22 protein-coding genes and 3 pseudogenes are annotated in these 24149 nt (G+C 69.4%); 12 read left to right on the top strand and 13 right to left on the bottom strand.

Annotation, left to right across the window (positions count from 1 at the left end; genetic code table 11):
* Complete coding sequence (gene eccCa / locus ACJ512_RS14495; RefSeq protein WP_407686284.1) at positions 1-4161, bottom strand: type VII secretion protein EccCa; 4161 nt, start codon at positions 4159-4161, stop codon at positions 1-3.
* A complete protein-coding gene (gene eccB, locus ACJ512_RS14490) occupies positions 4158-5687 on the bottom strand; it encodes a type VII secretion protein EccB (protein WP_407686285.1) in 1530 nt (509 codons plus the stop codon). The genes eccCa and eccB overlap by 4 nt, the downstream gene beginning before the upstream one ends.
* Before the next feature lie 407 nt (positions 5688-6094).
* Between eccB and malQ the strand changes: the two genes are divergently transcribed.
* From malQ to ACJ512_RS14470, 4 genes are all read left to right on the top strand, one after another.
* Entirely contained in the window at positions 6095-8239 is a 2145-nt protein-coding gene (gene malQ / locus ACJ512_RS14485) for a 4-alpha-glucanotransferase (RefSeq protein WP_407686286.1), read from the top strand.
* Between the two features lie 24 nt (positions 8240-8263).
* Positions 8264-9145 carry an LLM class F420-dependent oxidoreductase gene (locus tag ACJ512_RS14480; protein ID WP_407686287.1) on the top strand — a complete coding sequence of 294 codons (882 nt, stop codon included), beginning with the start codon at positions 8264-8266 and terminating at the stop codon, positions 9143-9145.
* Between the two features lie 16 nt (positions 9146-9161).
* Positions 9162-9632: a nuclear transport factor 2 family protein gene (locus tag ACJ512_RS14475; protein WP_407686288.1), complete on the top strand. Its 471-nt coding sequence runs from the start codon at positions 9162-9164 to the stop codon at positions 9630-9632.
* A gap of 106 nt (positions 9633-9738) precedes the next feature.
* Entirely contained in the window at positions 9739-10023 is a 285-nt protein-coding gene (locus tag ACJ512_RS14470; RefSeq protein ID WP_407686289.1) for a LapA family protein, read from the top strand.
* A 4-nt stretch (positions 10024-10027) separates the two neighbouring features.
* On the opposite strand, the gene ACJ512_RS14465 is transcribed toward ACJ512_RS14470, so the two are convergent.
* The gene (locus tag ACJ512_RS14465; protein WP_407686290.1) at positions 10028-10456 is read right to left on the bottom strand and encodes a type II toxin-antitoxin system Rv0910 family toxin; all 429 of its coding nucleotides are present in this window, start codon (positions 10454-10456) and stop codon (positions 10028-10030) included.
* 79 nt (positions 10457-10535) lie between these two features.
* Positions 10536-11093 carry a hypothetical protein gene (locus ACJ512_RS14460; protein ID WP_407686291.1) on the bottom strand — a complete coding sequence of 186 codons (558 nt, stop codon included), beginning with the start codon at positions 11091-11093 and terminating at the stop codon, positions 10536-10538.
* Positions 11094-11468: 375 nt separating this feature from the next.
* Here ACJ512_RS14460 and ACJ512_RS14455 point away from each other — a divergent pair, with 375 nt between their 5' ends.
* Positions 11469-11924, top strand: coding sequence for a DUF6941 family protein (locus tag ACJ512_RS14455; RefSeq protein ID WP_407686292.1), 456 nt, complete (start codon positions 11469-11471; stop codon positions 11922-11924).
* A gap of 2 nt (positions 11925-11926) precedes the next feature.
* On the opposite strand, the gene ACJ512_RS14450 is transcribed toward ACJ512_RS14455, so the two are convergent.
* Complete coding sequence (locus ACJ512_RS14450; protein ID WP_407686293.1) at positions 11927-12541, bottom strand: cytochrome P450; 615 nt, start codon at positions 12539-12541, stop codon at positions 11927-11929.
* A gap of 69 nt (positions 12542-12610) precedes the next feature.
* On the opposite strand from ACJ512_RS14450, the pseudogene ACJ512_RS14445 reads away from it, so the two are divergent.
* Positions 12611-13356 (top strand): annotated as a pseudogene (locus ACJ512_RS14445) (IclR family transcriptional regulator).
* 312 nt (positions 13357-13668) lie between these two features.
* Positions 13669-13788: pseudogene (locus ACJ512_RS14440) on the top strand (YnfA family protein); the annotation flags it as partial.
* A gap of 119 nt (positions 13789-13907) precedes the next feature.
* Here ACJ512_RS14440 and ACJ512_RS14435 read toward each other — a convergent pair.
* The 5 genes from ACJ512_RS14435 to ACJ512_RS14415 form a co-directional block, all read right to left on the bottom strand.
* Positions 13908-14195 carry an ANTAR domain-containing protein gene (locus ACJ512_RS14435; protein ID WP_407686294.1) on the bottom strand — a complete coding sequence of 96 codons (288 nt, stop codon included), beginning with the start codon at positions 14193-14195 and terminating at the stop codon, positions 13908-13910.
* Between the two features lie 218 nt (positions 14196-14413).
* The gene (locus ACJ512_RS14430; protein ID WP_407686295.1) at positions 14414-15778 is read right to left on the bottom strand and encodes a wax ester/triacylglycerol synthase domain-containing protein; all 1365 of its coding nucleotides are present in this window, start codon (positions 15776-15778) and stop codon (positions 14414-14416) included.
* A 123-nt stretch (positions 15779-15901) separates the two neighbouring features.
* Complete coding sequence (locus ACJ512_RS14425; protein ID WP_369738479.1) at positions 15902-16261, bottom strand: carboxymuconolactone decarboxylase family protein; 360 nt, start codon at positions 16259-16261, stop codon at positions 15902-15904.
* Positions 16262-16295: 34 nt separating this feature from the next.
* Positions 16296-16718 (bottom strand): DUF302 domain-containing protein, encoded by a 423-nt coding sequence (locus tag ACJ512_RS14420; protein WP_407686296.1) that lies wholly within the window; start codon positions 16716-16718, stop codon positions 16296-16298.
* A gap of 83 nt (positions 16719-16801) precedes the next feature.
* Positions 16802-17071: a metal-sensitive transcriptional regulator gene (locus tag ACJ512_RS14415; RefSeq protein WP_369741572.1), complete on the bottom strand. Its 270-nt coding sequence runs from the start codon at positions 17069-17071 to the stop codon at positions 16802-16804.
* Positions 17072-17216: 145 nt separating this feature from the next.
* Here ACJ512_RS14415 and ACJ512_RS14410 point away from each other — a divergent pair, with 145 nt between their 5' ends.
* Both ACJ512_RS14410 and ACJ512_RS14405 read left to right on the top strand, forming a co-directional pair.
* The gene (locus ACJ512_RS14410) at positions 17217-17597 is read left to right on the top strand and encodes a thioredoxin family protein (protein ID WP_407686297.1); all 381 of its coding nucleotides are present in this window, start codon (positions 17217-17219) and stop codon (positions 17595-17597) included.
* 311 nt (positions 17598-17908) lie between these two features.
* Positions 17909-18061, top strand: a pseudogene (locus ACJ512_RS14405) (PPE domain-containing protein); the annotation flags it as partial.
* 33 nt (positions 18062-18094) lie between these two features.
* On the opposite strand, the gene ACJ512_RS14400 reads toward ACJ512_RS14405, so the two are convergent.
* Positions 18095-18640, bottom strand: a complete 546-nt coding sequence (locus ACJ512_RS14400) for a class I SAM-dependent methyltransferase (RefSeq protein WP_407686313.1) — start codon at positions 18638-18640, stop codon at positions 18095-18097.
* 74 nt (positions 18641-18714) lie between these two features.
* Between ACJ512_RS14400 and ACJ512_RS14395 the strand changes: the two genes are divergently transcribed.
* A complete protein-coding gene (locus ACJ512_RS14395; RefSeq protein WP_407686298.1) occupies positions 18715-19302 on the top strand; it encodes a TetR/AcrR family transcriptional regulator in 588 nt (195 codons plus the stop codon).
* A 16-nt stretch (positions 19303-19318) separates the two neighbouring features.
* Here the strand turns inward: ACJ512_RS14395 and ACJ512_RS14390 are convergent, their stop codons facing one another.
* Entirely contained in the window at positions 19319-21094 is a 1776-nt protein-coding gene (locus tag ACJ512_RS14390) for an N-acyl-D-amino-acid deacylase family protein (protein WP_407686299.1), read from the bottom strand.
* Positions 21095-21336: 242 nt separating this feature from the next.
* Here ACJ512_RS14390 and ACJ512_RS14385 point away from each other — a divergent pair, with 242 nt between their 5' ends.
* The gene (locus tag ACJ512_RS14385) at positions 21337-22008 is read left to right on the top strand and encodes a TetR/AcrR family transcriptional regulator (protein WP_407686300.1); all 672 of its coding nucleotides are present in this window, start codon (positions 21337-21339) and stop codon (positions 22006-22008) included.
* Positions 22009-22158: 150 nt separating this feature from the next.
* On the top strand, positions 22159-22566 hold the full coding sequence (locus ACJ512_RS14380; protein ID WP_407686314.1) for a hypothetical protein: 408 nt from the start codon (positions 22159-22161) through the stop codon (positions 22564-22566).
* Here the strand turns inward: ACJ512_RS14380 and ACJ512_RS14375 are convergent.
* Positions 22561-23439 (bottom strand): SDR family NAD(P)-dependent oxidoreductase, encoded by an 879-nt coding sequence (locus ACJ512_RS14375; protein WP_407686301.1) that lies wholly within the window; start codon positions 23437-23439, stop codon positions 22561-22563. The two genes, ACJ512_RS14380 and ACJ512_RS14375, sit on opposite strands and share 6 nt — an antisense overlap.
* Positions 23440-24149 lie beyond the last annotated feature (710 nt).

Here is a 24149-nt window from a genome sequence, read left to right as displayed (position 1 = left end):
CTACTTGCGCACCTCGGTCGCCGCCACCTGCACGAACACACCGGTGTCCTCGGCCATCAGCAGGCCACGGCCACGGGGCAGCGGGCCGCCCTTCATCTTGCCGCGGATGAAGCCTTCGTCGGGGTCTGCGTCCATCACCAGCAGCGGCGCGTTGGCCTGGTGCAGCGCCCGCAGCATCGGGTCGCTGCCCGCCGAGGACCAGCCACCGAACGAGCGGGTGACGATCACGTGCAGGCCCACGTCGGCGGCCCTGGTCACCCACGGGACGGCTTTGTGCAGCGGCGAGTCGAATCCCGTCGGGAGCTGCTGGATGTCGTCGACGATCAGGAAGATCTCCGGGCCGCTCCACCACGACCGCGAGAGGAGCTCCTCGGCCGACAGGCCGGGCGGTGGCTCGCGGCCGGCCAGGACCGCCGCCATTTCGCCCATCATCGCCTGCACGCCGTCGAGGTTGTAGGCGAACTTCTCCACATACTCCGAACCCAGCGCGGTCAGCAGTTGACGGCGCGGGTCGACCAGCCATACCTGGGCCGAACGCTGCGACGTGGCCGCCGCGCTGCTGGCGCCCGGGGCGTACAGTCGCCCGATCTCGGCCATGATGGTCGCCAAGGTGGTGGTCTTTCCGCATTCGCGCCGTCCCGTCACCATCAGGTGCGAGTTCTCGCCGAAGTTGAGGTAGACCGGGTTCAGGTCCAGCTCCGAGATCGCCCAGGCGATGCCGCCTGCGCCAACACCCTGCCGGGTGTCCCGCGCGGCCAGCTCCCGCACCTGCTGCACGCCGAATGTGGCCGGCAGCCGGCGCACCGGCGGGGCCTGGCCGCTGGTCAGCCTGCTGACCGCTTCGACGATGCTGTCGGACTCGAAGGTGTTGTCGGGTGTGCTGCCCAGCGCGGGCCGGGCGACCAGCGTGTGCAGACCCGATTGCGGGTCGGCGTCGAGACGGACGTAGTTCACCGCGACCATGCCGCGGCCCGGCTTGACCGGCACCTCCTTGGCGAACCGGGAACGCACCAGCTTGGCGTCCTCCACCGCGGCCAGCCGCAACTCGACGCGCGAACCGAAGCCGCTGCGCACCGGCGGGCGCAATTCCGACTCGCGGTCGGCGGTGACGATCACGTGCACACCGAACGAAGGGCCCTGGTTGATGATCAGGTTGACCTGCTCGATCAGGACCTCGTTCTCCTCGGCGAGCGCCCGGTAGTTGTCGATCACCAGGTAGACGTCGCCGAACACGTCGGGCACGGGGCCCGAGGCGCCACCGAACTTGCGGCGCCGGAACACCTCCATCGAGGCGATCCCGTATTCGAGGAAGGTGCGCTTGCGGTCCCGCACCAGCGCCAGCAGCTCGGCCACGGTGCGGCGCACGCCGTACGGGTCCGTGGGACCGACCACCTCACCCACGTGGGGCAGCTGCGCGACCGTGGTCAACGCGGTGCTGCTGTAGGCCAGGCAGTAGAACTGGACCTGCTCGGGGGTGTGGGTCAGCGCGGCCGAGCAGATCAGCGTCTGCAGCGCGGTCGTCTTACCCGAGCCGCCGGCGCCCAGGATCAGGACGTTGGCGCCGGGCCCCGAGGTGTCGACCGTCCACGGCGGCTGGTCGTGTTTGAACGGGCGGTCGATGATCCCGATCGGGAAGACCAGGTCCCGCGCCGTTCCGTAGTCCTGTTGCCACGGGTGCCCGAGGAACCGGTTCACCAGCTCGTCGATGGCGACGGGCTGGTTCAGCGGCTGCTGCCACAGCCGGTAGGGCTCGAACGGGATCTTGCGCAACTGGTCGATGATCACGGTACCGATCTTCGGTACGCGGATCCCCTCTTCGTCCTCGTCCTCGGCCTCGATGGGCAGTGGCGGCTCGGCCGCGTCCCCGTTGGTCGGGATCGCGATCTGATCGGGCCCCCCGACGGTGACCTCGAGCGGGGTGAAGGAGTTGGTGAACAGCTGCGGGCGCACGTAGTCGATGCTGTGCACCAGCGCGGGCGCCTCGTCGCCGTCGATGGTGACCCCGCGGGAGATGTAGTCGCGCCACAGGAACTCCGCCTGGAACCGGACGATGTCCTCGAGGCTGCGGCGGAAGTAACCCAGCCCGGCCTGGGCGGGCAGGTTCACCGCGTTGGGCACGCCGGCCGCCTGGGCCGCGCCCGCCGTACGGGCCTTCAGCACCAGGCGGTAACCCATGTTCTCCATGAGCTTTTCGGCCCGGCTCTCGATGGTCTGCGACGCCATCATCAGGTGGATCCAGTAGGCACGGCCCTGGCGGCCGATCGAGTCGAGGACGTCGACCGCGGTCGGCATGATGCGGAACCACTCGTAGAACTCGTCGATGACGACCACGAGCATCGGCAGCGGCGGCATGTCCTGGCCGCGGGCCCGCATCCGGAGGCGCACCGAGTTGTACTCCTTGGCGTCGTCGACGCCGGCGCTGTCGCAGATCGCCTTGCGGCGGGCGATCTCGCCCCACAGCGCGTCCAGGAAGCGTTCCATCAGCGCCTGGTCTTCTTCCAGGTCGGTGATGATCCGAGACACGTGCGGCACCCCGGCGAACGGCTTGACCGCCGATCCACCCTTCAGGTCGGCCAGCACGAACTGCAGTTCCTCCGGCGGGTGGCTGAGCATCAGCGACTCGATCACGGTCCGCACCAGGGTCGACTTACCCGAACCCGTCGTGCCGGACATGACGCCGTGCGGGCCGTCGCCGCCTTCGTCCAGCGACTTCATGTCCAGGAACAGCAGTTCGCCGTTGTCGGAGCGGTTGCCGAACGGCGCGCGCAGCCGCGACCGGCCCATGTGGTCGGAGCGGCTGCCCCACAGCGCATGGAAGTCGATGTCGGCCGGGTCGTCGATCCCGTAGTAGGCCAGGATGTCGCGGGCGCCGATGTGGGCGACCCGCTGACCGATCTCCTCGTACGCCTCGGCGAGGCGCCAGCGCGCCAGCTTCTGCGCGAACTCCTCGGCCTCCTCGAGGCTGAAGTGGTCGGTGAGCGCGAAGAACCACGGCTTCTCGTCGATCACCATCCAGGTGTCGCGGTCGCGGGGCAGCGCCTCGATGATGCCAGTCTCGTCGAAGCTGAGCATCCGCTCGGGGACCGAGGTCCACATCGGCGAGCCGGTCAGGTCGAAGAAGGTGACCCCGTCGATGCCTTCGGCGCTGATCACGAACTCCCACTGGGGGTCCGCGGCGTCGGCGATGATCACGGTGTGCGGCGTCGGCGTCTGCGCCGACGAACTGGCGTGCCGGGGCGTGAACGAGCCGCGGCCGGCGAACAACTCGGCCTGCTCGGCGGCGAACTCGCGCACCGAGCCGTACACCATCCGCGCGTTGCCCGCCGCGTCGTGACGCCGGGGGTCGCCGAAGTGGGGCAGCCACTTCACCCAGTCCCACTCGTCCAGATCGGAGCTCACCACGATCATCTGGACGTGGTCGGGTCCGTGGGAGAACGCCAGCTGGCAGACGATGGCCCGCATCAGTCCCAGCACCTGCTCGCGGTTCCCGTTCAGCGCGTACCACGGCTCGACCAGCAGCGAGATCATCTTGGGCAGGTTGTAGACGACGCTCTGGTAGCGCCCGAACTCCTGCAGCGCCTTACCGGTCACCGGCTCCAGCTCGATGTCGGTCGGCATGTTCTGGGGCTCACCCCAGGTCACCTCGGGACGGGTCATGCCCACGCCGACCCGGACGACACCGAAGTTGAGGTCCTTGCCGTCGGGCTTGCGCTCCCACATCCGCGACGAGCCGACGGCGGCCGAGAGCGTGTTGGGCGCCGGGTGGAACCATCGGTAGTTGGCGTCCATGCTGTCGGCCGACTCGTGGGCGGTCTCGCGCAGCATATCCAGCATCAACATGAACTGCGCGCGCATCGCGTCCAGCTTCGGCCGGCTCATCTGCTGCTGGCCGCCCATCCGGCCGCCGAACATCATCATCATCATCCCGCCGACCATGAAGATCGGGAAGATCGAGCCGACGCCGCCGAACACGTGGGAGCCGCTGGCGAAGGTCATGGCCACCATGCCGCCCAGGAGGCCGATCACGACGACGCCGATCACGATCATGTACCAGGGCTTGCCCTCCGGCGGCGGAATGCTCAGCGGCGTGGGGAGGACGATGTTCTCCGGCTTGATGACCGGAGGCTTCTCCGGGGTCGGCCGTGCGAATCCGCGTTTCACTTGGGTACCACCAACTCTGCAGGGGTCATGTCCATCGGTAGGGTGTCGTGCTCCACCAGCGCGTCCGCCCGCGACAGGGTCGGACCTTGTGGCAGCAACCGCAGCGCCACCCAGGGTGCCAGGCTCGGTGCGGTCTTCAGCCCGAGCGCCTCGCGCACGTCGCGGGTGTCGTCCACCCCGAACCGGGCGCCCGCGTCGGTGAGCCACCACAGCGATTCCGTCGTCTTCGCGCCGGGGTCGTTGCCGGTGACGGCGACGAAGTTGGCGTGGTCGGGGCCGAAGTACACTTGGTCGGCCTGCCGGCCCGTCGTGTCGGCCTTCACCAAGGACACGACCTTGCTCGTGTCGTGGGACGCGACCGGGATCGTCGACCCGGAGATGACCTGGACGCGGGCGCGGCTCTCGCCGGAGGTCTTCTCCCACCACCAGCAGGTGGCCGGATTCTCCCGGATGTCCATCACGTTCAACGGATTGTCCGGGTAGGACGACAGGTCCAGCTTCTTGACCACCGGCATCTTCGCCAGCGCCGACGGTTCCACGGTCACCGGCCTGGTGTTACCCGGTCCGGAGTTCTGCAGGATCTGGGCCACCAGCGGCGGCAGCGTCTGCACGCCGTCGGACAACACCAGCGAGTACTGCTGCGGACCGCTGATCTGGGGGGTGACGATCACCGTGCCCACCGGGCCGGGCGCCCCGGGGAAGGACGCCGGCGTGCCCGCGTCCGTCACGTCGGGCACGGTCAGCTCGGGTCCCACCGGCAACGCGTCGAACAGCGCGCGGCTCATCGGCTTGGCCGCGCTGACCTGCTCGGGCGTCAAACCGAGCGGCAAGAGCACCGACCGGTTGGTCGCGTCGATGCGCGACCGCCGCCCCTCGCGGATCACCCAGGCGTCCCCGCCGTAGCTCAGGACCGCGGCGTCCGACCCCGTCAGCACCCGCCGGTGGCCGCTGAGGTCGGGATTGCCGTCGATGACGGTCACCGTCACGCCCGACGGGGAGCCGAGCCCGGACCCCATTACGCCCGCGGTGCCCACGGTGTCGCAGACCAGCCACGACGACTTGGTCGGGGTCTGGGGCGCGAAGTTCGACGGCGCACCGGGAATCCCGACGAGCGGCCCGCGCGGCAGGCTGGCGATCTGGCTGGACCGGACCAGGTGCGGGTTGTCGGGCCGGCCGGTGATCAGCCGGGCCGACGCCAGGTTCAGCGCCGGGTACAGCCGGCCGCCCACCCGCACGTACAGCGCGCCGGAGTCGCGGTCGGCGATGATCGGCGACTCGTTGATCTGACCGGACGGGCTGAGGAAGGAATACAGCAGCGCGCCCAGGCAGATCACCAGTGCCGCGGAGACCGACGCCACCACGGCCAGGTTCTGCCGCCGGCCGGGCTCGATCTCCATGCGGACCCGCCACCGGGTCAGCGCCATCGCGGTCCGACGAGCGAGGAACTGATAGCCCGTCACCTGCGTCCGCGTCGACAGCCCGAGGCCGTATCCCGACCCCCGCTGCCCGCGACTCTCTTCCGCCACTTAATTCACCATCCGGTCTGTTGAAACGACTGGAGACCCGCCGACACCCGCGCGCGAATCCCATCGACAACCGTAAGCCACCCGCACGGACCCCGCCACGCTGCGTTGTGCGAGCTCACCTGTACTACCCGCTCGAGAGAGGATTCCGGCCGCGCTGCCGGGGCCGGGTGCGCGCACGGTGCCGGCACTGACGTGCATCACCAAGCCGGCACTTTCCGCTCCCCCCACCCGATCCCCGGTCGGAATTTTCGTCTCTCCTCAGGGCATGGTAGCTGCGGATTGCCAACTCGTCCTGTCGAGCGCCGAGATTCGGCGGACACGGCGCTGAGCTGCGGAAGGCCGCGGCCGCGCGGGCGCGGACGCGGCTGCGGCGACGACGGGCCCGTCTCCGGGGAAGGATGGGCGGCATGACTGAGCATGCGCCGTCCCTGGCCGAGCTGGCCAGGCGTTTCGGCATCGCGACCGAGTACCAGGACTGGACCGGGCGGCAGGTGCCGGTTCCCGCGAGCACGCTGGTCGCGGTGCTGGCCGCGTTCGGCGTTCCCGCCGGCACCGAGCAGGAGCGCAACGTCGCCCTGGCCGCGCACCTGCGGTCGTACTGGGCGCGGCCTTTGCCGGCGACCCTCGTCGGGCGCAGCGGCGAGCAGATCCGGTTCTGGGTGCACGTGACCCACGGCGACCCCGCCGAGGTGTGGTTGCGCCTCGAAGACGGCACGGTGCGCGGCGGGATCCGGCAGGTCGACAACTTCACCCCGCCGTTCGACCTGGACGGCCGCTGGGTCGGCGAGGCCAGTTTCGTGGTGCCGGGCGACCTACCACTGGGCTACCACCGGCTGCACTTGCGGTCCGGGGACACCGAGGACAGCACCGCGCTCATCGTGACGCCGGATTGGCTCGGCTTCCCCGAACGGCTCGGCGCCCGCCGGGTGTGGGGCCTCGCCACCCAGCTCTACAGCGTGCGGTCGCGCCAGTCCTGGGGCGTCGGGGACCTCACCGACCTGACGGACCTGGCGGTGTGGTCGGCGTGCCGCCACGGGGCCGACTACGTGCTCGTCAATCCGCTGCACGCGGCCGCGCCCACGCTGCCGATGGAACCGTCGCCCTACCTGCCGACGTCGCGGCGTTTCGTCAACCCGATCTACCTTCGCGTCGAGGCGATCCCCGAGTTCGCCGAGCTGAGCAAGCGTGGCCGGGTGCGACAGCTGCGGTCCGACGTCCAGCGGCGGGCCGCTCGCGTCGACGCCATCGACCGGAACCGGGCGTGGGCCGCCAAGCGGGCGGCGCTCGAACTGGTGCACCGGGTCCCGCGATCGGCGGGCCGTGAGCTGGCCTACGGGGCCTTCCGGGAGCGGGAAGGCCGCGCGCTCGACGACTTCGCCACGTGGTGCGCGCTGGCCGAGAAGTTCGGCGCCGACTGGCATCGCTGGCCCGACTCCCTGCGGCATCCGGGCGCCGCGGGCGTCGCCAGGTTCGCCGCGAAGCACCCGGACGCCGTCGATTTCCACCGCTGGATGCAGTGGCAGCTCGACGAGCAGCTCGCCGCGGCGCAGTCACAAGCGGTGCGCGCCGGGATGGCGCTGGGCGTCATGCATGACCTGGCCGTCGGCGTGCATCCCGCCGGCGCCGACGCGTGGGCCCTGCAGGACGTGCTGGCACCCGGCGTGACCGCAGGTGCGCCGCCGGACGAGTTCAACCAGCTCGGCCAGGACTGGTCTCAGCCGCCGTGGCGGCCGGACGGGCTGGAACAGCAGGAGTACCGGCCGTTCCGCGCGCTGATCCGGGCGGTGTTACGGCATGCGGGCGGCGTGCGCATCGATCACGTCATCGGGTTGTTCCGGCTGTGGTGGATCCCCGCCGGCGCCCCGCCCACCGAAGGCACCTACGTGCGCTACGACCACGAGGCGATGGTCGGCATCGTCGCCCTGGAGGCGCACCGCGCCGGGGCGCTGGTGGTCGGCGAAGACCTCGGCACCGTCGAGCCGTGGGTGCGCGACTACCTCTTGTTGCGCGGCCTGCTGGGGACCTCGATCCTCTGGTTCGAGCTGGACCGCGACGGAAACGGCGGCCCGCTGCCGGCCGAGCGCTGGCGGGAGTACTGCCTGGCGTCGGTCACCACCCACGATCTGCCGCCCACCGCCGGGTACCTGGTCGGCGACCACGTCCGGCTGCGCGAATCCCTGGGCCTGCTGACCCGGCCCGTGGCCGACGAACTCGAGTCGGACCGGGCGGAGCTGGCGGCCTGGCTGGCCGAACTGCGCCGCGTCGGCCTGCTCGCCGACGGCGAGGACGACCCCGAGCAGGTCGTCGTCGCCCTCTATCGGTATCTGGGCCGCACGCCGTCGCGGCTGTTGGGGGTGGCGCTGACCGACGCCGTCGGCGACCGCCGCACCCAGAACCAGCCGGGGACCACCGACGAATATCCCAACTGGCGGGTCCCGCTGACCGGGCCGGGCGGCCGGCAGATGATGCTCGAGGACGTGTTCACCGACCGCCGCGCGGGGGCCCTGGCGGAGGCGGTCCGCGCCGCGATCGCGCCGGCCGCCGTCGAATAGGGGCTACCTGTAGTTTCAAGGCCCATGAAGGTTTCGGTCGTGGCCCCGGTCGCCGACGGTGTCACCGCGGACCCCGGCTGGATGGCGAGTTTCGCGCAGCATCTCGAGCTGTGCGGGTTCGAGTCGATCGTGGTCGTCGAGCACACCGTCCTGGTCACCCGCTACGAGAGCGTCTATCCCTACGACAGTTCCGGACGCGTCGGGCTGGCCGCCGACTGCCCCATTCCCGACCCACTCGATCTGCTGGCGTTCCTGGCCGGCCACACCAGCCGGCTCGGGCTGGCCACCGGCGTCTTGGTGCTGCCCAACCACCATCCGGTGGTGCTGGCCAAACGGGCTGCGACCGTCGACGCGCTGTCCGGTGGCAGGCTGCGGCTCTGCGTGGGGGTGGGCTGGCTCAAAGAAGAGCTGGAGGCCTGCGGCGCGCAGTTCGACAACCGGGGGCGGCGCGCCGACGAGCAGCTGGCGGTCCTGCGGACGCTGTGGGCCGACCAGCCCCGCGGGGCTTCGTTCCACGGGGAGTTCTTCGTCTTCGACGACGTCATGTGCTACCCCAAACCGGTTGCCGGCCACCGGCTTCCCGTGCACATCGGCGGTCACAGCCGGGCGGCCGCGCGCCGCGCGGGACGCCTCGGCGACGGCTTTCAGCCACTCGGCGTGGGCGGCGCGGAACTCGCCGCCCTGCTTGCGGTGATGCGCGACGAGGCGTCAGCGGCCGGCCGGGACCCGGCGGCCCTGGAAATCTCCCTCGGCCACCTGGTCACCAAGATCGACGCCGAGCGCGCCGGCGCCCTGGCCGATCAGGGCGCCGACCGCATCGTGCTGGCGATGCCGCCGACCACCGACATCGAGCAGGCCAAGGACATGGTGTCGGCCTGCGCGCAGCGGCTGTCGCTGGCGCCGTGAGCCGGGGGCGGCCGCGATGACACTCCCGGTGGAGGACCGGCCGGCCCTCAGCGACCTGGTGCACCGGTATGCGGCCGGCGTCGACGACCGTCGGTTCGAGGCCGCGGCAGCACTTTTCACTGTCTCGGGCGAGCTGTCGGTGCCCGATCCGCCGGCTTCGCTGGAACCGGTTCACGTGCACCGGGGCCATCCGGCCATCGTGGCGGCGCTGTCCGCGGTGGCGGCCGTGGCGCGGACCGAGCACGCGATCGTCGGCGAGGTCTACGACGAGTCTTCGGGCCCCGGGTTCGCGCGGGGACGCATCGCCTGCGTCGCGCATCACTGGAATCGGCGCGGTGATGAGGTGACCGACGTGACCTGGCACCTTCGCTACGACGACGAATACACGCTGACGGACGCGGGCTGGCGGTTCAGCCGCCGGGCCCTGACCATCAACGCCATCGAGACGCGGGCCGTACGCCGGCTGCTGCCCCGCGATCCGGGCTGATGCTTCGAACCCGTTTGTTCGAAAGCCTTTTCGGGTAGCTCCTAGGCGAGAACCGCGTCGCCCGCGCAGGGGGACGCGGCCACAAGGGCTACCAGAGGAGGCGCTCATGGCACACGATGCGCGCGGCCTTGTCGACGACGATCGGGCCACCCGCCGGAACACGAACCCGCCGATCCCGGAAGGCCAGCCGGCGCCCGGCCACGTCGTGGTCGCGGCGGCTGCGCTGGCGCTGGTGGTGTGCGTGGTGTCCTTCGCCCTGGGGCAGGCCCACGCCGGCGTGTATGCCGCGAGCGTCGGCCTGCTGGCCTTCGGTGCCGGGCTGGCCTGGCTTGCCATGGACCGCAGGCGGATTCGCCAAGCCGAGCGCGACTGGCCGGTCACTCACCGGTAGGGAATCACTGCAACGACGCGAGGTTGTCCACCGACTTGCGGACGTCGGACCGGATCACCCGCGCGACGAGACCGCCGAGCGGCCCGCTCAGCAGGCCGCCACTGATATCGGCGGTGAGGTGCAACTCCGTTCCCGGGTGGTTGGGGGCGACGTGCATGGTCACGCCGATCCGGATCCCGCCGCGGCCATGACCCTGCAGCTCAATAGATTTCGGCTCCTCGTAGCGGGTCACCTTCCAGTGGACGACGTTACGGAACCCCTTGACCTTGACGCACGAGGACACCTGGGTACCCTTCTCGATCGTCGACGGCACCGGGCCGCGCCATCCGCCGAAGATCGTCATCCACTCGTCGAAACGGCGCAGATCCGAAGCGAGCTTCCAGGCGGTCGTCGGTTCCACGTCCGAGGCCATCGATACGTCCACTCGTGCCAAGTTGCCCGCTCCTCCACGTCGACTGGGTCTCGGGTACGCATACCCGGATGTCCGCGCGCCTACGCCTGAGGTGGGGAGCCTACGGCCACACCTCGTTCAACTGCTGGGCCACGTCGATGATCTGCGCGGATTGCGACTGGGGCGCGTCGATCTCGTCGGCGACGTACTGGGCGATGAAGCGCCGGATCTCGCCGTCGACGCCGGCCAGGATGCGCAGCACCTCGCCGCGCAGGGACTTCGACGACACGTTGACCGTGATGTCGGAGGGCCGCGGCTTGGCGACGTCGACGATCAGCAGCAGCGGCTCGGCCGCCCGCGCCGTCGCCCGCAGCGCGATGTCACCGGAGACGACGAACCGCTGCTTGTCGAGCCGCAGGTCGAGGAGCAGATCGATCGACAGCGGGATGTGGATGACGAACGTGATGCTGTCACCGAGACGGCGCGTCACCCGGGGGTCGTGGATCTTGACGTGCGCGCTGACCTTGGCGATTCCGCCGGGGCCCTGGGCGATCGGTTCCATGGCGAACTCGTTGCCCGCGATGTCGGCGAATGCGGCCGCGACGCGCTCGGGGGTGACGGCGTACTCGAAGAATCTGCGGCCGAATTCTTCGTAGGTGACATAAGCGTGGTTCTGCATAGGCTTATACCGTCTCACGTCGCCTGCTGGAACGGCCGCTGATCCGATCGCGTCGCCGCAAGCGATGCCGCCACAGCTCGGTCCCCGGCCCGCGGGCTGACAGGCATGAGCCCTTGGAGGTGGCCGGACTCTGATGAGCGTGGTCGAATTTGCCGGGTCACGCGCGGGGCGGGTGCGCACCACGAGCGGTCCACCCGGCACACCCACCATCGGCACGACGCGACGGCAGGCCACAACCAGCGGTCCGCCGGCGCGACGGCCGCGATCCCGTTTCGGGCAACGGCGTATTATCCAGTCTTTAACAGCAGAACAAAATTTCGTGGGGGCGGCAGCGATGGCAGGGCAGTGCGTGGTGTCAACCGGACGAACGACCGCATGAGAATCAGCCTGTTCCTCGCGGACGCGGCACAGGCCGACGCCCAGTCGGGCAAGGTCAATGCCCTGGGATTGGGCTGGCGACAGTGCCAAACGCCCACGCCCGCCATCGCTTTGGTGCTGTTTTTGGACATCGACTGGAATGAGACCAACAAGCAGCACAAGCTGACGTGCCAACTGCTGACGACCGACGGTGACCCGGTTTCGGTGCCGGGCCCGAATGGGCCTCAGCGGATCTGCTTCGAGGCCTCGGCCGAGGCGGGCCGCCCCCCCGGCGCGATCCACGGCACCTCGGTTCGGATGCCGCTCACCCTCAACATCCCGGCGGGAATCCCGCTGGAGCCCGGCATCTACGAGTGGCGCGTCGAAATCGCCGGGTTCGAGCAGGCCACGGCGGTCGAGGCGTTCGTCGTGGTGGGGCCGGCCGCCACGGCCAAGCCGCCGTCGCAGCCCTGAACTCAGGCGACAGCCAGTTCGAGGCGCTCCAGGCGGCGCATCAGGATGCTCGGCAACCAGCGGCCGACGTCGACCACCTCGATGGCCGAGGTCCGGTCCAGCAGTAGCCGCAGAACGACCCGTGCCTCCAGGCGCGCCGGCGCCGCACCCACGCAGAAGTGCGCGCCTTTGCCAAAGCTGCTGTGGCCCTTGGCATCTCTGCGATCGAGGCGGAATTCGCCGGGCATCTCGAAGCGCGCCGGGTCGCGATTGGCCGCGCCCCACAACAGCAGCAGGTGCGAGTCGGCGGCCAGGTGGCGCACCAGCAGCTTGCGGTGCACCGTGTGGGCCGGGTCGTCGGCGGTGGCCAGCACGTGGGTCGGCCCGCCGAGGGGGTCCATCGGGAAGGGCTCGATGCCACCGCCGGCTGTGTGGGTGATGGTCGCGGTCAGGTTGGACGAGAAATCCTCGGGGCGCCCGATCGCCTCGTCGACCGCATCCCAGCCGCACACGGCATAGAACTCCGACGCGCCGATGCGGTGCACCGGCCCGACGGCGTGCATGCGCTCGTACAGCGGGTACGGATCCTGCAGGGCTTGGTCGGCGAAAAACGCGCTGGCTTCCTCGACGGCACTCACCCGCCCAGAGTGACTTGATCCGCATTACGGGCCCTAGTCGTCCGTTGTGCGGATCACTACAGTGGACTGGTGACGCGCGCGGGGGAAAGTTTGCCAACTGGTCGCGACGAGGGCATCCAGGTGTTACGTCGTGCCGCCGCCGCGCTGGACGAGATTGCCGCCGAACCCGGACGGCTGCGCCTGGTCGATCTCGGCGAGCGCCTCGGGCTGGCCAAGTCGACGGCTCGCCGACTGATGGTCGGCCTGGTCGAAGTCGGGTTGGCGGGCGTCGACGCCCAGGGCCGTTTCTCCCTGGGCGAGCGCCTCCTGGGTTTCGCCAAGGCCGACGGTGCGCAACTCTCGGCGGTGTTCCGCCCCACGATCGAGAAGGTGGCACGCGCGACGGACGGCGAGACCGTCGACCTGTCGATGCTGACTGGCCAGCGCATGCGGTTCATCGACCAGATCGAGTCCGGCATCGGCTGCGGGCGGTTTCGGCGATCGGCATGCGGTTCCCGTTGGAGTCGACCGCCAACGGGAAAGCGGCCCTCGCGACCCTCGACGACGCGGACGTCGAAACCGTCCTCTCGCGGCTGGACCCGGACGTCGGCGACGGCCTGCGGCGGGAGATCGCCGAGGTCCGGCGGACCGGCATCGCTTTCGACCGCGGCGAACACACCCCGGGAATCTCGGCGGCCGCCATTGCCGGACGCGCCCCGGGCGGCACCGTGATCGCCATCTCGGTGCCGGCGCCCACCGAGCGTTTCCTGCTCAAGGAACAGGTCATCGTCGCCGCGTTGCGGGCGGCGCCCGAGGCGCCGATCTGGACCCGCTGAACGTCCGTCCGTGAACTTCGGGCGACCGGACCGCGAACACCCGCCGCGCTTATTCGACGCCGTTCGGGTGTAACCGCCCGAATCGGGGAAACCCCAAGGCGGTGTCCAAGTTGCGACCACCCCGGGCTTTCGGCGCTGCGCGCAATACCAAACGGCGCAGGAACCCGATCTGGTCGAGCACCTGGCGCGACCACGTCAGCGACGCGTTGCGCACGCGGCTGTGGCCGCTGCCCTCGATCGGCGTGCTGCTGGCGATCGCAGCCGGGATAGCTCTGCCCGACCTCGACCAAGTGGTCGACCACGCGATACCGCGGCGCTATCCGATGGGGCATGGCCGTCGACGGATTTCGGCCCGACCGGTGGGACTTAGCCGGGGCCCTGGTGTGTCTGGCCGGCGTCGCCGTGATCATGTACGCACCCCGTGCGCGCTGATCGAGGGGCCGCCCGGAAGGGCTGTGCGCCGGGAAGTTTCAGTGCGCATCAACTGGTGGGAGTTGGCGACGACCGCGGTACCCCTCGAAGCTCGGCCGTGCCGACGTCTTTCACCCCACTCAGCAGGTCGCCGCGGCTGCCGCGAACAACTGCCCCCACTCCTGGCGGGCCGCGCTTTGCGCATCCATGAAGCTGGACGTCTTCTCACCGCCACCGGCGAGGTGGACCAGCGCCCACGCCAGTGCGAATACCGGCACCCGGTGACGCTGTGCCGCGCTGTGCAATTCGTCGAAGGCCGTGTCGGACCGGCAGCGGCGAAGTCCGATCAGAATACCCCGCGCGGTGTCGAGGATGCGCCCGGAATGCGGGCCATACGACGTCTGGGCGGGAACCCAGTTCGCCATCATGTTGTGGGTACCTCCCGTTGTCCCCCAGCCCGATCCGCTGTTCACACAGCGGTGCGCGTGACCGTGCACGCGCGTGATTTGCAACAGTGATCCCCTTTGACGCACTTAACCATGATTTGTTCACCGCGCTCGATTGCGCCATATTTCCGGCGCCATCGGTATGCACCCGTGACCGTTTCGGGACCGGCCGGTTTCGACGGGGAACGGGTTGGAGTGGATCAGGTGGCGATCGCGAGCAATTCGTCGAATGCGGCCACGATCGCGTCGTGGAAGACGTCGTAATCGGGTATGGCGGCGGTGTCGACGTTGATGCCCAGGGCGCAGGTGTCGACGTAGGTGAGCAACGTGACGTTGACCGACGAGCCGATCGTCGGGCCGAACGCGTATTGCGCGCGGACCCTCGCACCCCCGAGGAAGACCGGCACCGGAACGCCGGGCACGTCGCTGGCCAGGAAATCGACGTGGCGCAGAATCGAACCGATGTACCACCGCGGCATGAGGTTGAGCGCTCCGGCGATCGCCTGCGTGTAGGGCAGGGAGCGCTCGTCACGCACCGCGCCGCTGCGCAGGTGTATGGCCCTGATCCGCGCTGCCGGGTCGGTCTCCCCGACGGGCACGTCGAATCGCATCAGCGTGATCCGGTTTCCGCCGATGTCGTCCGACGCCGTGCGGAGGCTGACCGGCATGGTCAGGTGCAGGTCTCCCACCGTGACACCGTGCTTGTCGTGGTATCTCCGCAATCCGCCGGCCACCCCGGCGACGAACGCGTCGTTGAGCGCCCCGCCGCACCGGTGCGCCGCTTCCCGCAACAGGGGCTTCGGGACTTCGTGCACTCCCAGGCGACGGTTCAGCCCGCGGTCCGTCACCAGCGGTGACCCGGTCCGGCTGATCGGCCGGATGGTCCGGTACACGGATGCCGCGGTGGAGGCAGTCGATCGAATCGTCGTGACGGGCCGCCGGACACTGTCGTAGATCAGCCGCGGAGCCCACGTCACCGCGCCCGCCACGGCGCTGCCGAGCACGCCGGCGTCGTACCGGAAGATGTCGCGGTAGCGGTCCAGCAGCGACGGCCCGGGCGCCGGCGGTTCGGGCGGCACGGGTTCACGCGCATATAGGTCTGCGGACAGGTTGAACAGGTGCATCCCGATCTGGATGCCGCCGATTCCGTCGGTGAGCGCATGGTGGAACTTGCAGATCAATGCCGCGCCACCGTCGTCGAGGCCCTCGACCAGGGTTGTCTCCCAGAGCGCCCGGGCGCGGTCGAAATCCTGCATGTCGGCCAGCCGGGCCATTTCGAGCACGTCGTCGAGCGTGCCGCCGGACGGCACCGCGACCCGCCGCATGTGGTAGGCGAGGTCGAAGTTCGGGTCGTTTTCCCACCGGGGCGGAGCCGGCCGCGGCGACGCCACCACGCGCTGCCGGAACATGGGCAGCTTGCGGGTCATCAGGTCGAAGCGGTCACGCACCTGCTGCCAGTCCGGGGATCGGTCCAGCAGCAGGACGGTTACCACCGTCGACCTCAGCCGCGGGTCGCTTTCCATCGCCCAGGTGAAGGCGTCGCTGTTTCGCATGAAGGCGGTCATAGGTGCTCCGGGCACCAAGCTACGACTGGCGGACGCAAAGGTCAGCAGTTCGACGGCACGCCATGACTTTGGTCCCTCAAGGTCGTGCCATTCGTCGTCGAAGGGCGACGACCGCCCGGGTTTCTAGGACGTCTTGGCGTCGGCGAATTCGCAGAATGCGCTGTAGGCCCGAGCGCCGTAGATGGTGGCGGGCCCCCCATGCATGAGGAAGGTGACACCGATCGCCTCGGCGGCTTCCTCCGGTGTGGCGCCGGCACGGGCGGCCGCCTGGGCATGCGATGCGATGCACCCATCGCATCCCTCGACGACGCCGATCGCCATCGCGATCAGCTCTTTGACCTTGCGGCTCAGTGCGCCCTCGTTGAACGCGGCCCCGGACAGGGCCGCGAAGCCCTTGTAGACCTCGGGGATCTGCTGGCGGAGTTCGCGATGCTGAGGCAGGAGGTCCTCGAGGACCTTGTGGTGATGTTGCTGGTCTGACATGGCTCTCATCCTATACCCCCGCGGGTATATGTCCCTATTCGCCCGCGGTCACCGATGCACTGCTCTTCAAGGAGTCGATCACCGCTTGCAGCTTGCCGGTGACCTCCTCGGCGACCGGCCGCAGCTCCGGCTCCCCGGTGAATTCCACCATGAGGGCGGGGTTCATGGCCTCGACGAGCACCGTACCGTCCCGGTCGGGGTCGGTGCGCACGACGACGTTGCACGGCAGCAGCAACCCGATCTGGCGGTGCGCCGACACGGCGCGGTGCGCCAACGGCGGGTTGCAGGCACCCAGGATCAGGTAGTCCTCCATGTCCTCGCCGAGTTTTGCCTTCAGCGTGGCCTTCACGTCGATTTCGGTCAGCACCCCGAATCCCTGCTCCGCCAGCGCGGCACGCGTGCGCGCGACCGCGTCGTCGAAGGAGGTGTGCAGAGGTGTCCCGATTGAGATGTCCATGACGACTCCGTCCTTTGTTGCCTGGGGTCCATGCTGGTGCTTGGGCCGTTTGTCTTGCCTGGACTGATTTGCGCTCGCGCGCATCACGCGAGGGCGAGGAACAACTTCTCGAGTTCGGCTTCGCTCATGGGAGCCGCGCCGTTGGCCGTCGTACCCGTGACGCATTCCTTCAATCCGGTCGCCACGATCTTGAACCCCGCACGGTCCAGAGCGCGCGAGACCGCGGCCAGTTGCGTGACGACGTCCTTGCAGTCGCGCCCCTGCTCGATCATCGAGATCACTCCGGCAAGTTGGCCTTGGGCACGCCGCAGCCGGTTCAGCACCGCGGTCATGCTGTCTTGTTCGCCGCTCACTGGTTCCTCCATCGTGGTTGCTTACCTCATCATAGTACCCAGGGGGGTATATGTGCCCCAGGTTCGCCGATTTGGTACCGCACCCCGGAATATACCCCACCGGGTATGGCGTTGGCGTCTGCAGAACCAACCTCCGGGAGACACGATGACGACCACCGACCTGACCCACGACACGTTCGCGTCGACGATCACCGGCAATCCGATAGTGCTGGTGGACTTTTGGGCCGCATACTGCCGGCCCTGCCGAGCCTTTGCGCCCGTCTACGAACGGTCGGCGCAGACGCACCCGGAAATCGTGCACGCCAAGGTCGACACCCAGGCCGAACCCGAGTTGGCCGCCACGCTGGGAATCCGTTCGGTACCGACCATCATGGCGTTTCGCGACGGCGTGCTGGTCTACAGCCAAGCGGGCGCGATGGCCCCCGCCGTGCTGGAGGACCTCATCGCACAGGTGCGGGCGCTGGACATGGCCGCCGTCCGCGCCAAGATCGCCGGCCGCAAGGCGGCGCGGCGGCGCTCTGCGTGACGCGCGCCGCCGCCGATCCCATCGCGGCAAGCGAATAGTTTGCTAATGTGCCGTTAGGTCTAGCTAGGCGCGGCACGGCACAGTCGCTGACGATAGGGACCAATGGCTCCACTCGCCGGGTCGGTGAGCCCACGTTACGTGCAACGTTGGGCCCTGTCGCACGGCCGCCGACCGGTTCAGACTGCTCCCTGTGACCGTGCGGAGCCTCGCCGCCGAGGCGGTTCGCCGGCCGAGGCGTCTTCGGCACCCGCCTGCCGTCCCCCGTCGGCGGTTCGCCCGCAAGCGGTCGCGGTTGTGTGAGAGGGGGCGCGGTGCTGGACTTCGGTGGACTGTCGCCCGAGATCAACTCCAGTCGCATGTACGCGGGCCCGGGATCGGAATCGATGATGGTCGCCGCGACCGCATGGGACGCGCTGGCCGCTGAACTCGCCACGGCCGCCAACGCCTACGGATCGGTGATGGCGCGCCCGCCCTTCGCCGGCTAGCGGTCCCGGTTCTCACGCACGTGCCAGTAGCCAGGCGCAGCCGTCCCCTTCACCGGCGGCGAGAACGCGGAGGCCGGTGAACGCGAGCGGCAGTTCGCCGGCCGCCGCACGGAACGGCCCGGGCCCCCGCCCGACTTCGCTGAGCACGGCGACGGCCAGCAGCCCTCCCCGCGCCAGGCGCTCGACGATCGCCCGGTCGAGGCGGCGGTCCCGGAACTTGTGGCAGAGGATGACGTCGACCGGCGGACCGGCCGGCAGACCGTCGTCGAAGTCGACGACGTCGAAGCGGCAACGGTCGCCGACCCCGCAGCGGCGGGCCAGGTCCCGGGCGTGGCCGGTGGCGACCGGCGAAATGTCCAACCCCACGACATCCAGCCCCCGTCGGGCCAGCCAGACGCTGCCGAGGCCCTGTCCGCAGGCCAGCTCGAGAGCGCGTCCCGCGGTCGGGAAAACGTCCTGGTGAGCTGCGAAGACACCGGGGACCGCCACCGCGTCCACCGCGGGGGGCCCGAGGCGCGCGTACCGCTCGTCCCAGCGCAGCCGGTCACCCTCGACCACGTGCGTCACCCTACCCAGGAGCCCGGCCCAGCGGATGCCGACGGTTGCGCGCACGCCCTTCCTACACTGGACCGGTGTCCACAGCAGCGGCTTCTCCGAGCGCCGGAGCAGCACGCCGCTCTGATCGCCGTCCCGGGCAGACCATCCGCAAGGTGCTCGACGCCGGATTGGAGGAACTGCGCGAATCGTCGTACGCGAACCTGACGATGCGTGCGGTCGCGACCCGGGCCGGGGTCTCGCCGGCCAGCGCCTACACCTACTTCCCGTCGAAAAGCGCCCTGGTGGCCGCGGTCTACCTGCGCTTCCTCCGCGACCTGCCGTTGCACACCGACGTCGACGACGCGACCCGGACCCGTGTCAGCGCCACCCTGCGGGACATGGCCGTGGCGGTCGCCGACGAGCCCGAGTTGACCGTCGCCTGCGGAGCGGCGCTGATGGCCGACGACCCGGCGGTGGCGCCCCTGCGCGAGCAGATCGGCGAGGAGGTGTCCAGGCGGATCGCGGCGGCGTTGGGCCCCGGCTGGCCCCGCGCGGTGAAATCCACGCTGCAGATGATGTTCGCCGGCGCGCTGATGACGGCCCGCTTCGTCACGTATCAGGAGATCGCCGGACAACTCGACCGGGCCGTCGAGCTCATCCTGGGAGAGTCTGCGGCCGGATAGGCGGCTGGGTAGAGGGCTACGCCGCGGTCAGCTTCCGCGACGCGCGTCCGGCGGGCAGGAAGCGCCCGAGCTTCCGATTGCCCAGCGCGGGAGAGGCGTTGCCCCCGCCGAAGCCCCCGCCGAACGCGAGCTGTCCCGACACCAGCACCGCGCTGACCGTGTCGTCGTTGCGGTTGACCATCCGCGACAGCCCGCCGTAGGACTGCACCGGGTGTTCGGCGTAGCTGTCGAGGGAATCGTCGAGCTTGTCCGGGTCGAGCACGACGATGTCCGCCCGGTCGCCTTCGCGCAGCGTGCCCGCGTCGATCCCGTACCACAGCCCGAGTTCGCCGGTGAGCCGGTGCACGGCGCGTTCCATCGACAGGAACGGCCTGCCGTTCTTCTCGGCGTCGTGCGCGTGCCGCAGCAGGCGCAGCCCGGAGTTGTAGAAAGCCATGTTGCGCAGGTGGGCGCCGGCATCGGAGAAACCCATCTGGACGGCCGGGCTCTGCGCCAGCGTGCGCAGCAGTTCGGGCCGGTGATTGGAGATGGTGGTGCGCCAGCGCAGACTTTCGCCGTGCTCGACCACCAGGTCGAGGAAGGCGTCGACCGGGTGCAGCCCCCCGCGGTCGAGACCCACCTGCCCGAAGGACTTCCCGATCACCGACCGGTCGGGGCAGGCCACGATCTCGGCGTCGAAGAAGTCGCGATGCCACACCCTGGGCCCGAATTTCTGGCCGTAGTCCCTGCGGAACCAGCGGCGATACTCCTCGTCGCGCATCAACTCGTTGCGCTCGACCTCGTCCTGCAGGTGCAGCGCCGCGGCACCGGAGCCGAACTCCTCGAAGACCACCAACGAGATTCCGTCGGCGTAGACCTCGAACGGCACAGGCAGATGCTGCCAGCGAAAGTCACCGCCCAGGGCGTTGACGAGCCGACCGAGCCGGTCCATGACGTGGATGACGGGCGGGATGGCCTTGATGTCCGCGGCCGACAGCAGGCTGGTCTTCAACCGGGGACGACCGACCCCCAGCGACGTCACCAGTTGCGACAGCACCGACACGGGATTCTTGATGTCGGGCCCGGACTGCAGGATCTTGTCGCGCCGCCGGAGAATGGCGTTCAGGCGGCGCAGCTCGCGCGGGGTGGCATAGGTCGACGGCAGCGTGCGTGAGCGGCAGACCTCCCCGTCGAGTTTGTCGAACAGAAGTTGCTGCGAGGACATCCCGACGAATCCTTCGTCGAGCGCCTCCTCGAGCATCGATTCCATCCGCGCCAGTTCCGCCGGGGACGGCCGCACGTCCTTGCGGGTCGCGCGGTCCAGTCCCATGGTCGCCGCCCGCATGTCGGAGTGACCGATGAAGGCGGCGACGTTGGGGCCCAGGTTCAGCCGCTCGAGCGCGGCCACATATTGGCCGGGATCACTCCAGGTGCGCACCCGGTCCAGGTGTTCGATCACGTAGCGCCGGGGGATCGCCTCCACGCGGCCGAAGATGTCGCCGGCGTCGACGTTGTTCAGGTACACCGTGGACAACGAGCACGAACCGAGCATCACCGTCGTCACACCGTGCCGCAGCGACTCGGAAAGGCCTGGTTCGCAGAGTGCTTCGATGTCGTAATGGGTGTGGATGTCGATCATGCCCGGAATCACCCACCGGCCCGTCGCATCGATGACGTCGGCACCCGGCGCCTCGATCGGCGCGGCCGTGACCGTGGCGACGCGGCCGTCGCGCACACCGATGTTGCGCAGGGCCGACGGCGCACCCGTTCCGTCGAACCAGCGGCCGTTGAGGATCACGGTGTCGTACTGCATTGTTCGGCCTCCCTGCCCGGCCCCGGGCCGGCTACCGTGCGGCACCGACTCGCGCCGGGCGTGCGCGTCGCCGCAATTCCGCCTTCAGACGTGCGGTGATCATACACACGGTCCACGATGTCTACCGAGATGGCTCGGGCTGCGCCGCACCGTCCGCCGTGCCGACCGGGGCCGAACTCCGTGCTCGGACGCTATGATCCGCGTGTGGGGACGACCGGACGCCAGACCACCGTTCGCTGAGCATGCGCAGCCACGGTTGGGCGGGGAACACGCCCGCCTCCGATGAGGAGGCGATCGAGCGCATCCTGGATGCCGCCGACGTGATCATCGAGGAGCGCGGCTCGGCGATGCGCATCGCCGACGTGGCCCGCGTCCTCGGGGTGACACGGCAGACCGTCTACCGGTACTTTCCCGGCACGCAGGCGCTGCTGGTGGCATCGGCGATGCGGTCGGCCGACGGTTTCCTCGACCGGTCGGCGGCCCATCTGGCGGGTGTCACCGACCCGGTGGTGGCGGTGACGGAGGGGATCGCCTTCGCGGTCGAACAGCTGGCCTCCGACAAGCAGGTCGAATTCGTGCTCAATCAGCGCCACCGCGGCGGCCAGAAGGCGTCGATCATGTCGGACACCGCCCTGGCTTTCGGCCGGTCCATGCTGCATCGCTTCGATATCAATTGGGAAAGCCACGGTTTCGACGAAGCGGCGTTGGACGAGTTGAATGAGTTCTGCCTTCGGGTCCTGCATTCGTTTCTCGCCGACCCGGGGCGGCCACCGCGCAGCGGCCCCGAACTGCGGCGCTACCTCACCCGCTGGATCGGGCCCGCGATCGCCTATCCGCAACTGGTCAGGGCGATGGACACGCTGCGCATGCCGGAGCTGCGCCGTGTGCGCCGGCGCCCCCCGGCGGCGTCCTGACCCGATCGGCGAGGCGGACATGGCCATACACTTTCGCGACTGTGTTGCCCGGCGGGTCGCTGCGATCGGCCGGCGCTGACGAATGAAGGAGCGGATGTGGTGGGTCTGGCGCAGCTGGCGCTGAACAGTGCACCGGTGTTCGGTGGCGCGATGCTCGCCGTCGCGGCCGGGCAATTCCGCGGCCCCGACTACCGGGCCCTGATCAAGCAGGACATGGACCTGCTGGACCGCCTGCCGCCGGACGCCACCGCCAGGCGAGCGGAGTTGCAGCGCACGATCGACGCACGCATCGACGACCTGATCGACAGCTCCGACCGGAGTCGCGCGTTGCGTCAGGCCGCCCTGTTTTATCAGGGCAATTGGCGCGACGTCGTGCTCCTGGCCTGTGTGGTGTTGTTCACCGTCATCTGGTGGGACGTCAACCACAGCCGTAGCAACTGGCTCCCGATGTTCGTGCTGCTGATCCTGCTGTCGCTGGTGACCGCCGCCTACGCGCTGCGCGGCGTGCTGCGTGCCGTGAGTTCGCTGGCGCGCAAGCAGCACCGGGCCGGTTCATGACCCGGTGACGATCATCTCGTGCAGGTCCGGTATCGACCACGGCCCGGCGTCGTGGTGATCGCGGTAGTCCAGCAACCGCGGCGTCGGACGATCGAACCTGCCGACGAATCCTCCTGCGGCGACGAACATCTGACCGGTCACGTCGCGCGCCAGGTCGCTAGCGAGGTAGGCGTACAGCGGGGCGACGAACTCGGCGGGGGCGCTGTCCAGCGAAGCCCGCATGGTCACCTCGTCGAGCAGCCCCCGGCGATGCAGGTCCGCGATGTGTTGTTCGTACTCGGCCCCGGTGGACAACCGGGTCCGCGCGCCGGGACACACCACGTTGGCCCGCACCCCATAGGCCTTCAGCTCGGCGGCGATGGCCATCGTCAGTGCGTTGACGGCACCCTTGCCGGCGGGGTACCCGGTGCCGCCGTAATCGCCGAGAAACGCCACCGAACTGGTGTTGACGATCGACCCGTGCCCCTGGGCGGCCATGACGCGGGCGGCGGCCCGGCAGGTGTGGAACGCCGTGCCGAGGTGCGCACCGATCAGGTGGTCGAACTGCGCCGGTGAGATGTTCAGGATCGATGACCCCGGGGGCTCGGCAACCCCGGCGCAGTTGACGAGGACGTCCAGCCTGCCGAACGCGCCGATGCATCGATCGACGAGAGCACCGGCGATGCGCTCGTCGTCGGCGGCGCCGACGACCGCGGTCGCCCGTCCGCCCGAGGATGTCAACGCTGCGACGGTGTCGTCCACGGTGGCCTCATCACGCCCGTTGACCACCACGCCGGCACCGAGAACGCACATCAGTTCGGCGACCGCGCGTCCGATCCCCCGGCTGCCGCCGGACACCACCGCGCCGCGCCCGGCCAGCAAATCCCCGCTCATCGCACCGGACCTTCCCGACCCCGCGATACCTGCCGGAAGACGTTCCGTGGCAGGCGCTTCCGAGTGAAATTGCAAACGGATAGTTGGCCGCGAGTGTTCGACATCACTGGAACGGTACCTCGCCGGTGCGCCGAGGTGCCCCAACCGAGCCGAGTGGGGCACCGACACCAGCGAGGTTGCCGGAAGGTGAACGAACCATGAACCGGGGGTATACGGCGAACCGTAGCGGGCAAAGCGGTCATGGCGGCGGACCCTGGCCCTGCGCGGCCCAATACGGCCAGCCGCCAAGCGATCCCACGGGTTGCGCGACCCTGCCACCGGGCGTGCGATCGCCTCTGGCTAAGAGCCGGCTCGCCCGCTAACGAGGCTAGAACCCTTCTCGCAAGCCAGATTCCGCGTACCCGTCGCGGCTTGATGCGATGTCGCGTATAGTCACCAGTGAGTCCGTTCTGGACAGGTCGCCGTTTAGCTCAAAGCGGCCAGTCAGCCGCTCGGCTGCCGGGTTCCCGTGGCATACGGCGATAAGTCATCTGTCACCGCCCCGTTAGCACCGTGCGAGCTGCGGCCGATATCCGCACGGATACGGGTGCCGCGGGAGGCGCGCCTGTGGCATCCACATGCCGTGCCGTCCCGCTGCCCACGACGCAGAGGAAGAGCAATCCATGCAAACTGTTTCGTGCACTTGCCGAGTCCGGCGGTGGGGGTTCTCC

The organism is Mycobacterium cajalii (assembly GCF_045809005.2).
Taxonomy (GTDB): Bacteria; Actinomycetota; Actinomycetes; order Mycobacteriales; family Mycobacteriaceae; genus Mycobacterium.
Note: the sequence above shows the minus strand (reverse complement) of the source record. Positions and strands in the feature narration are given on the sequence as shown.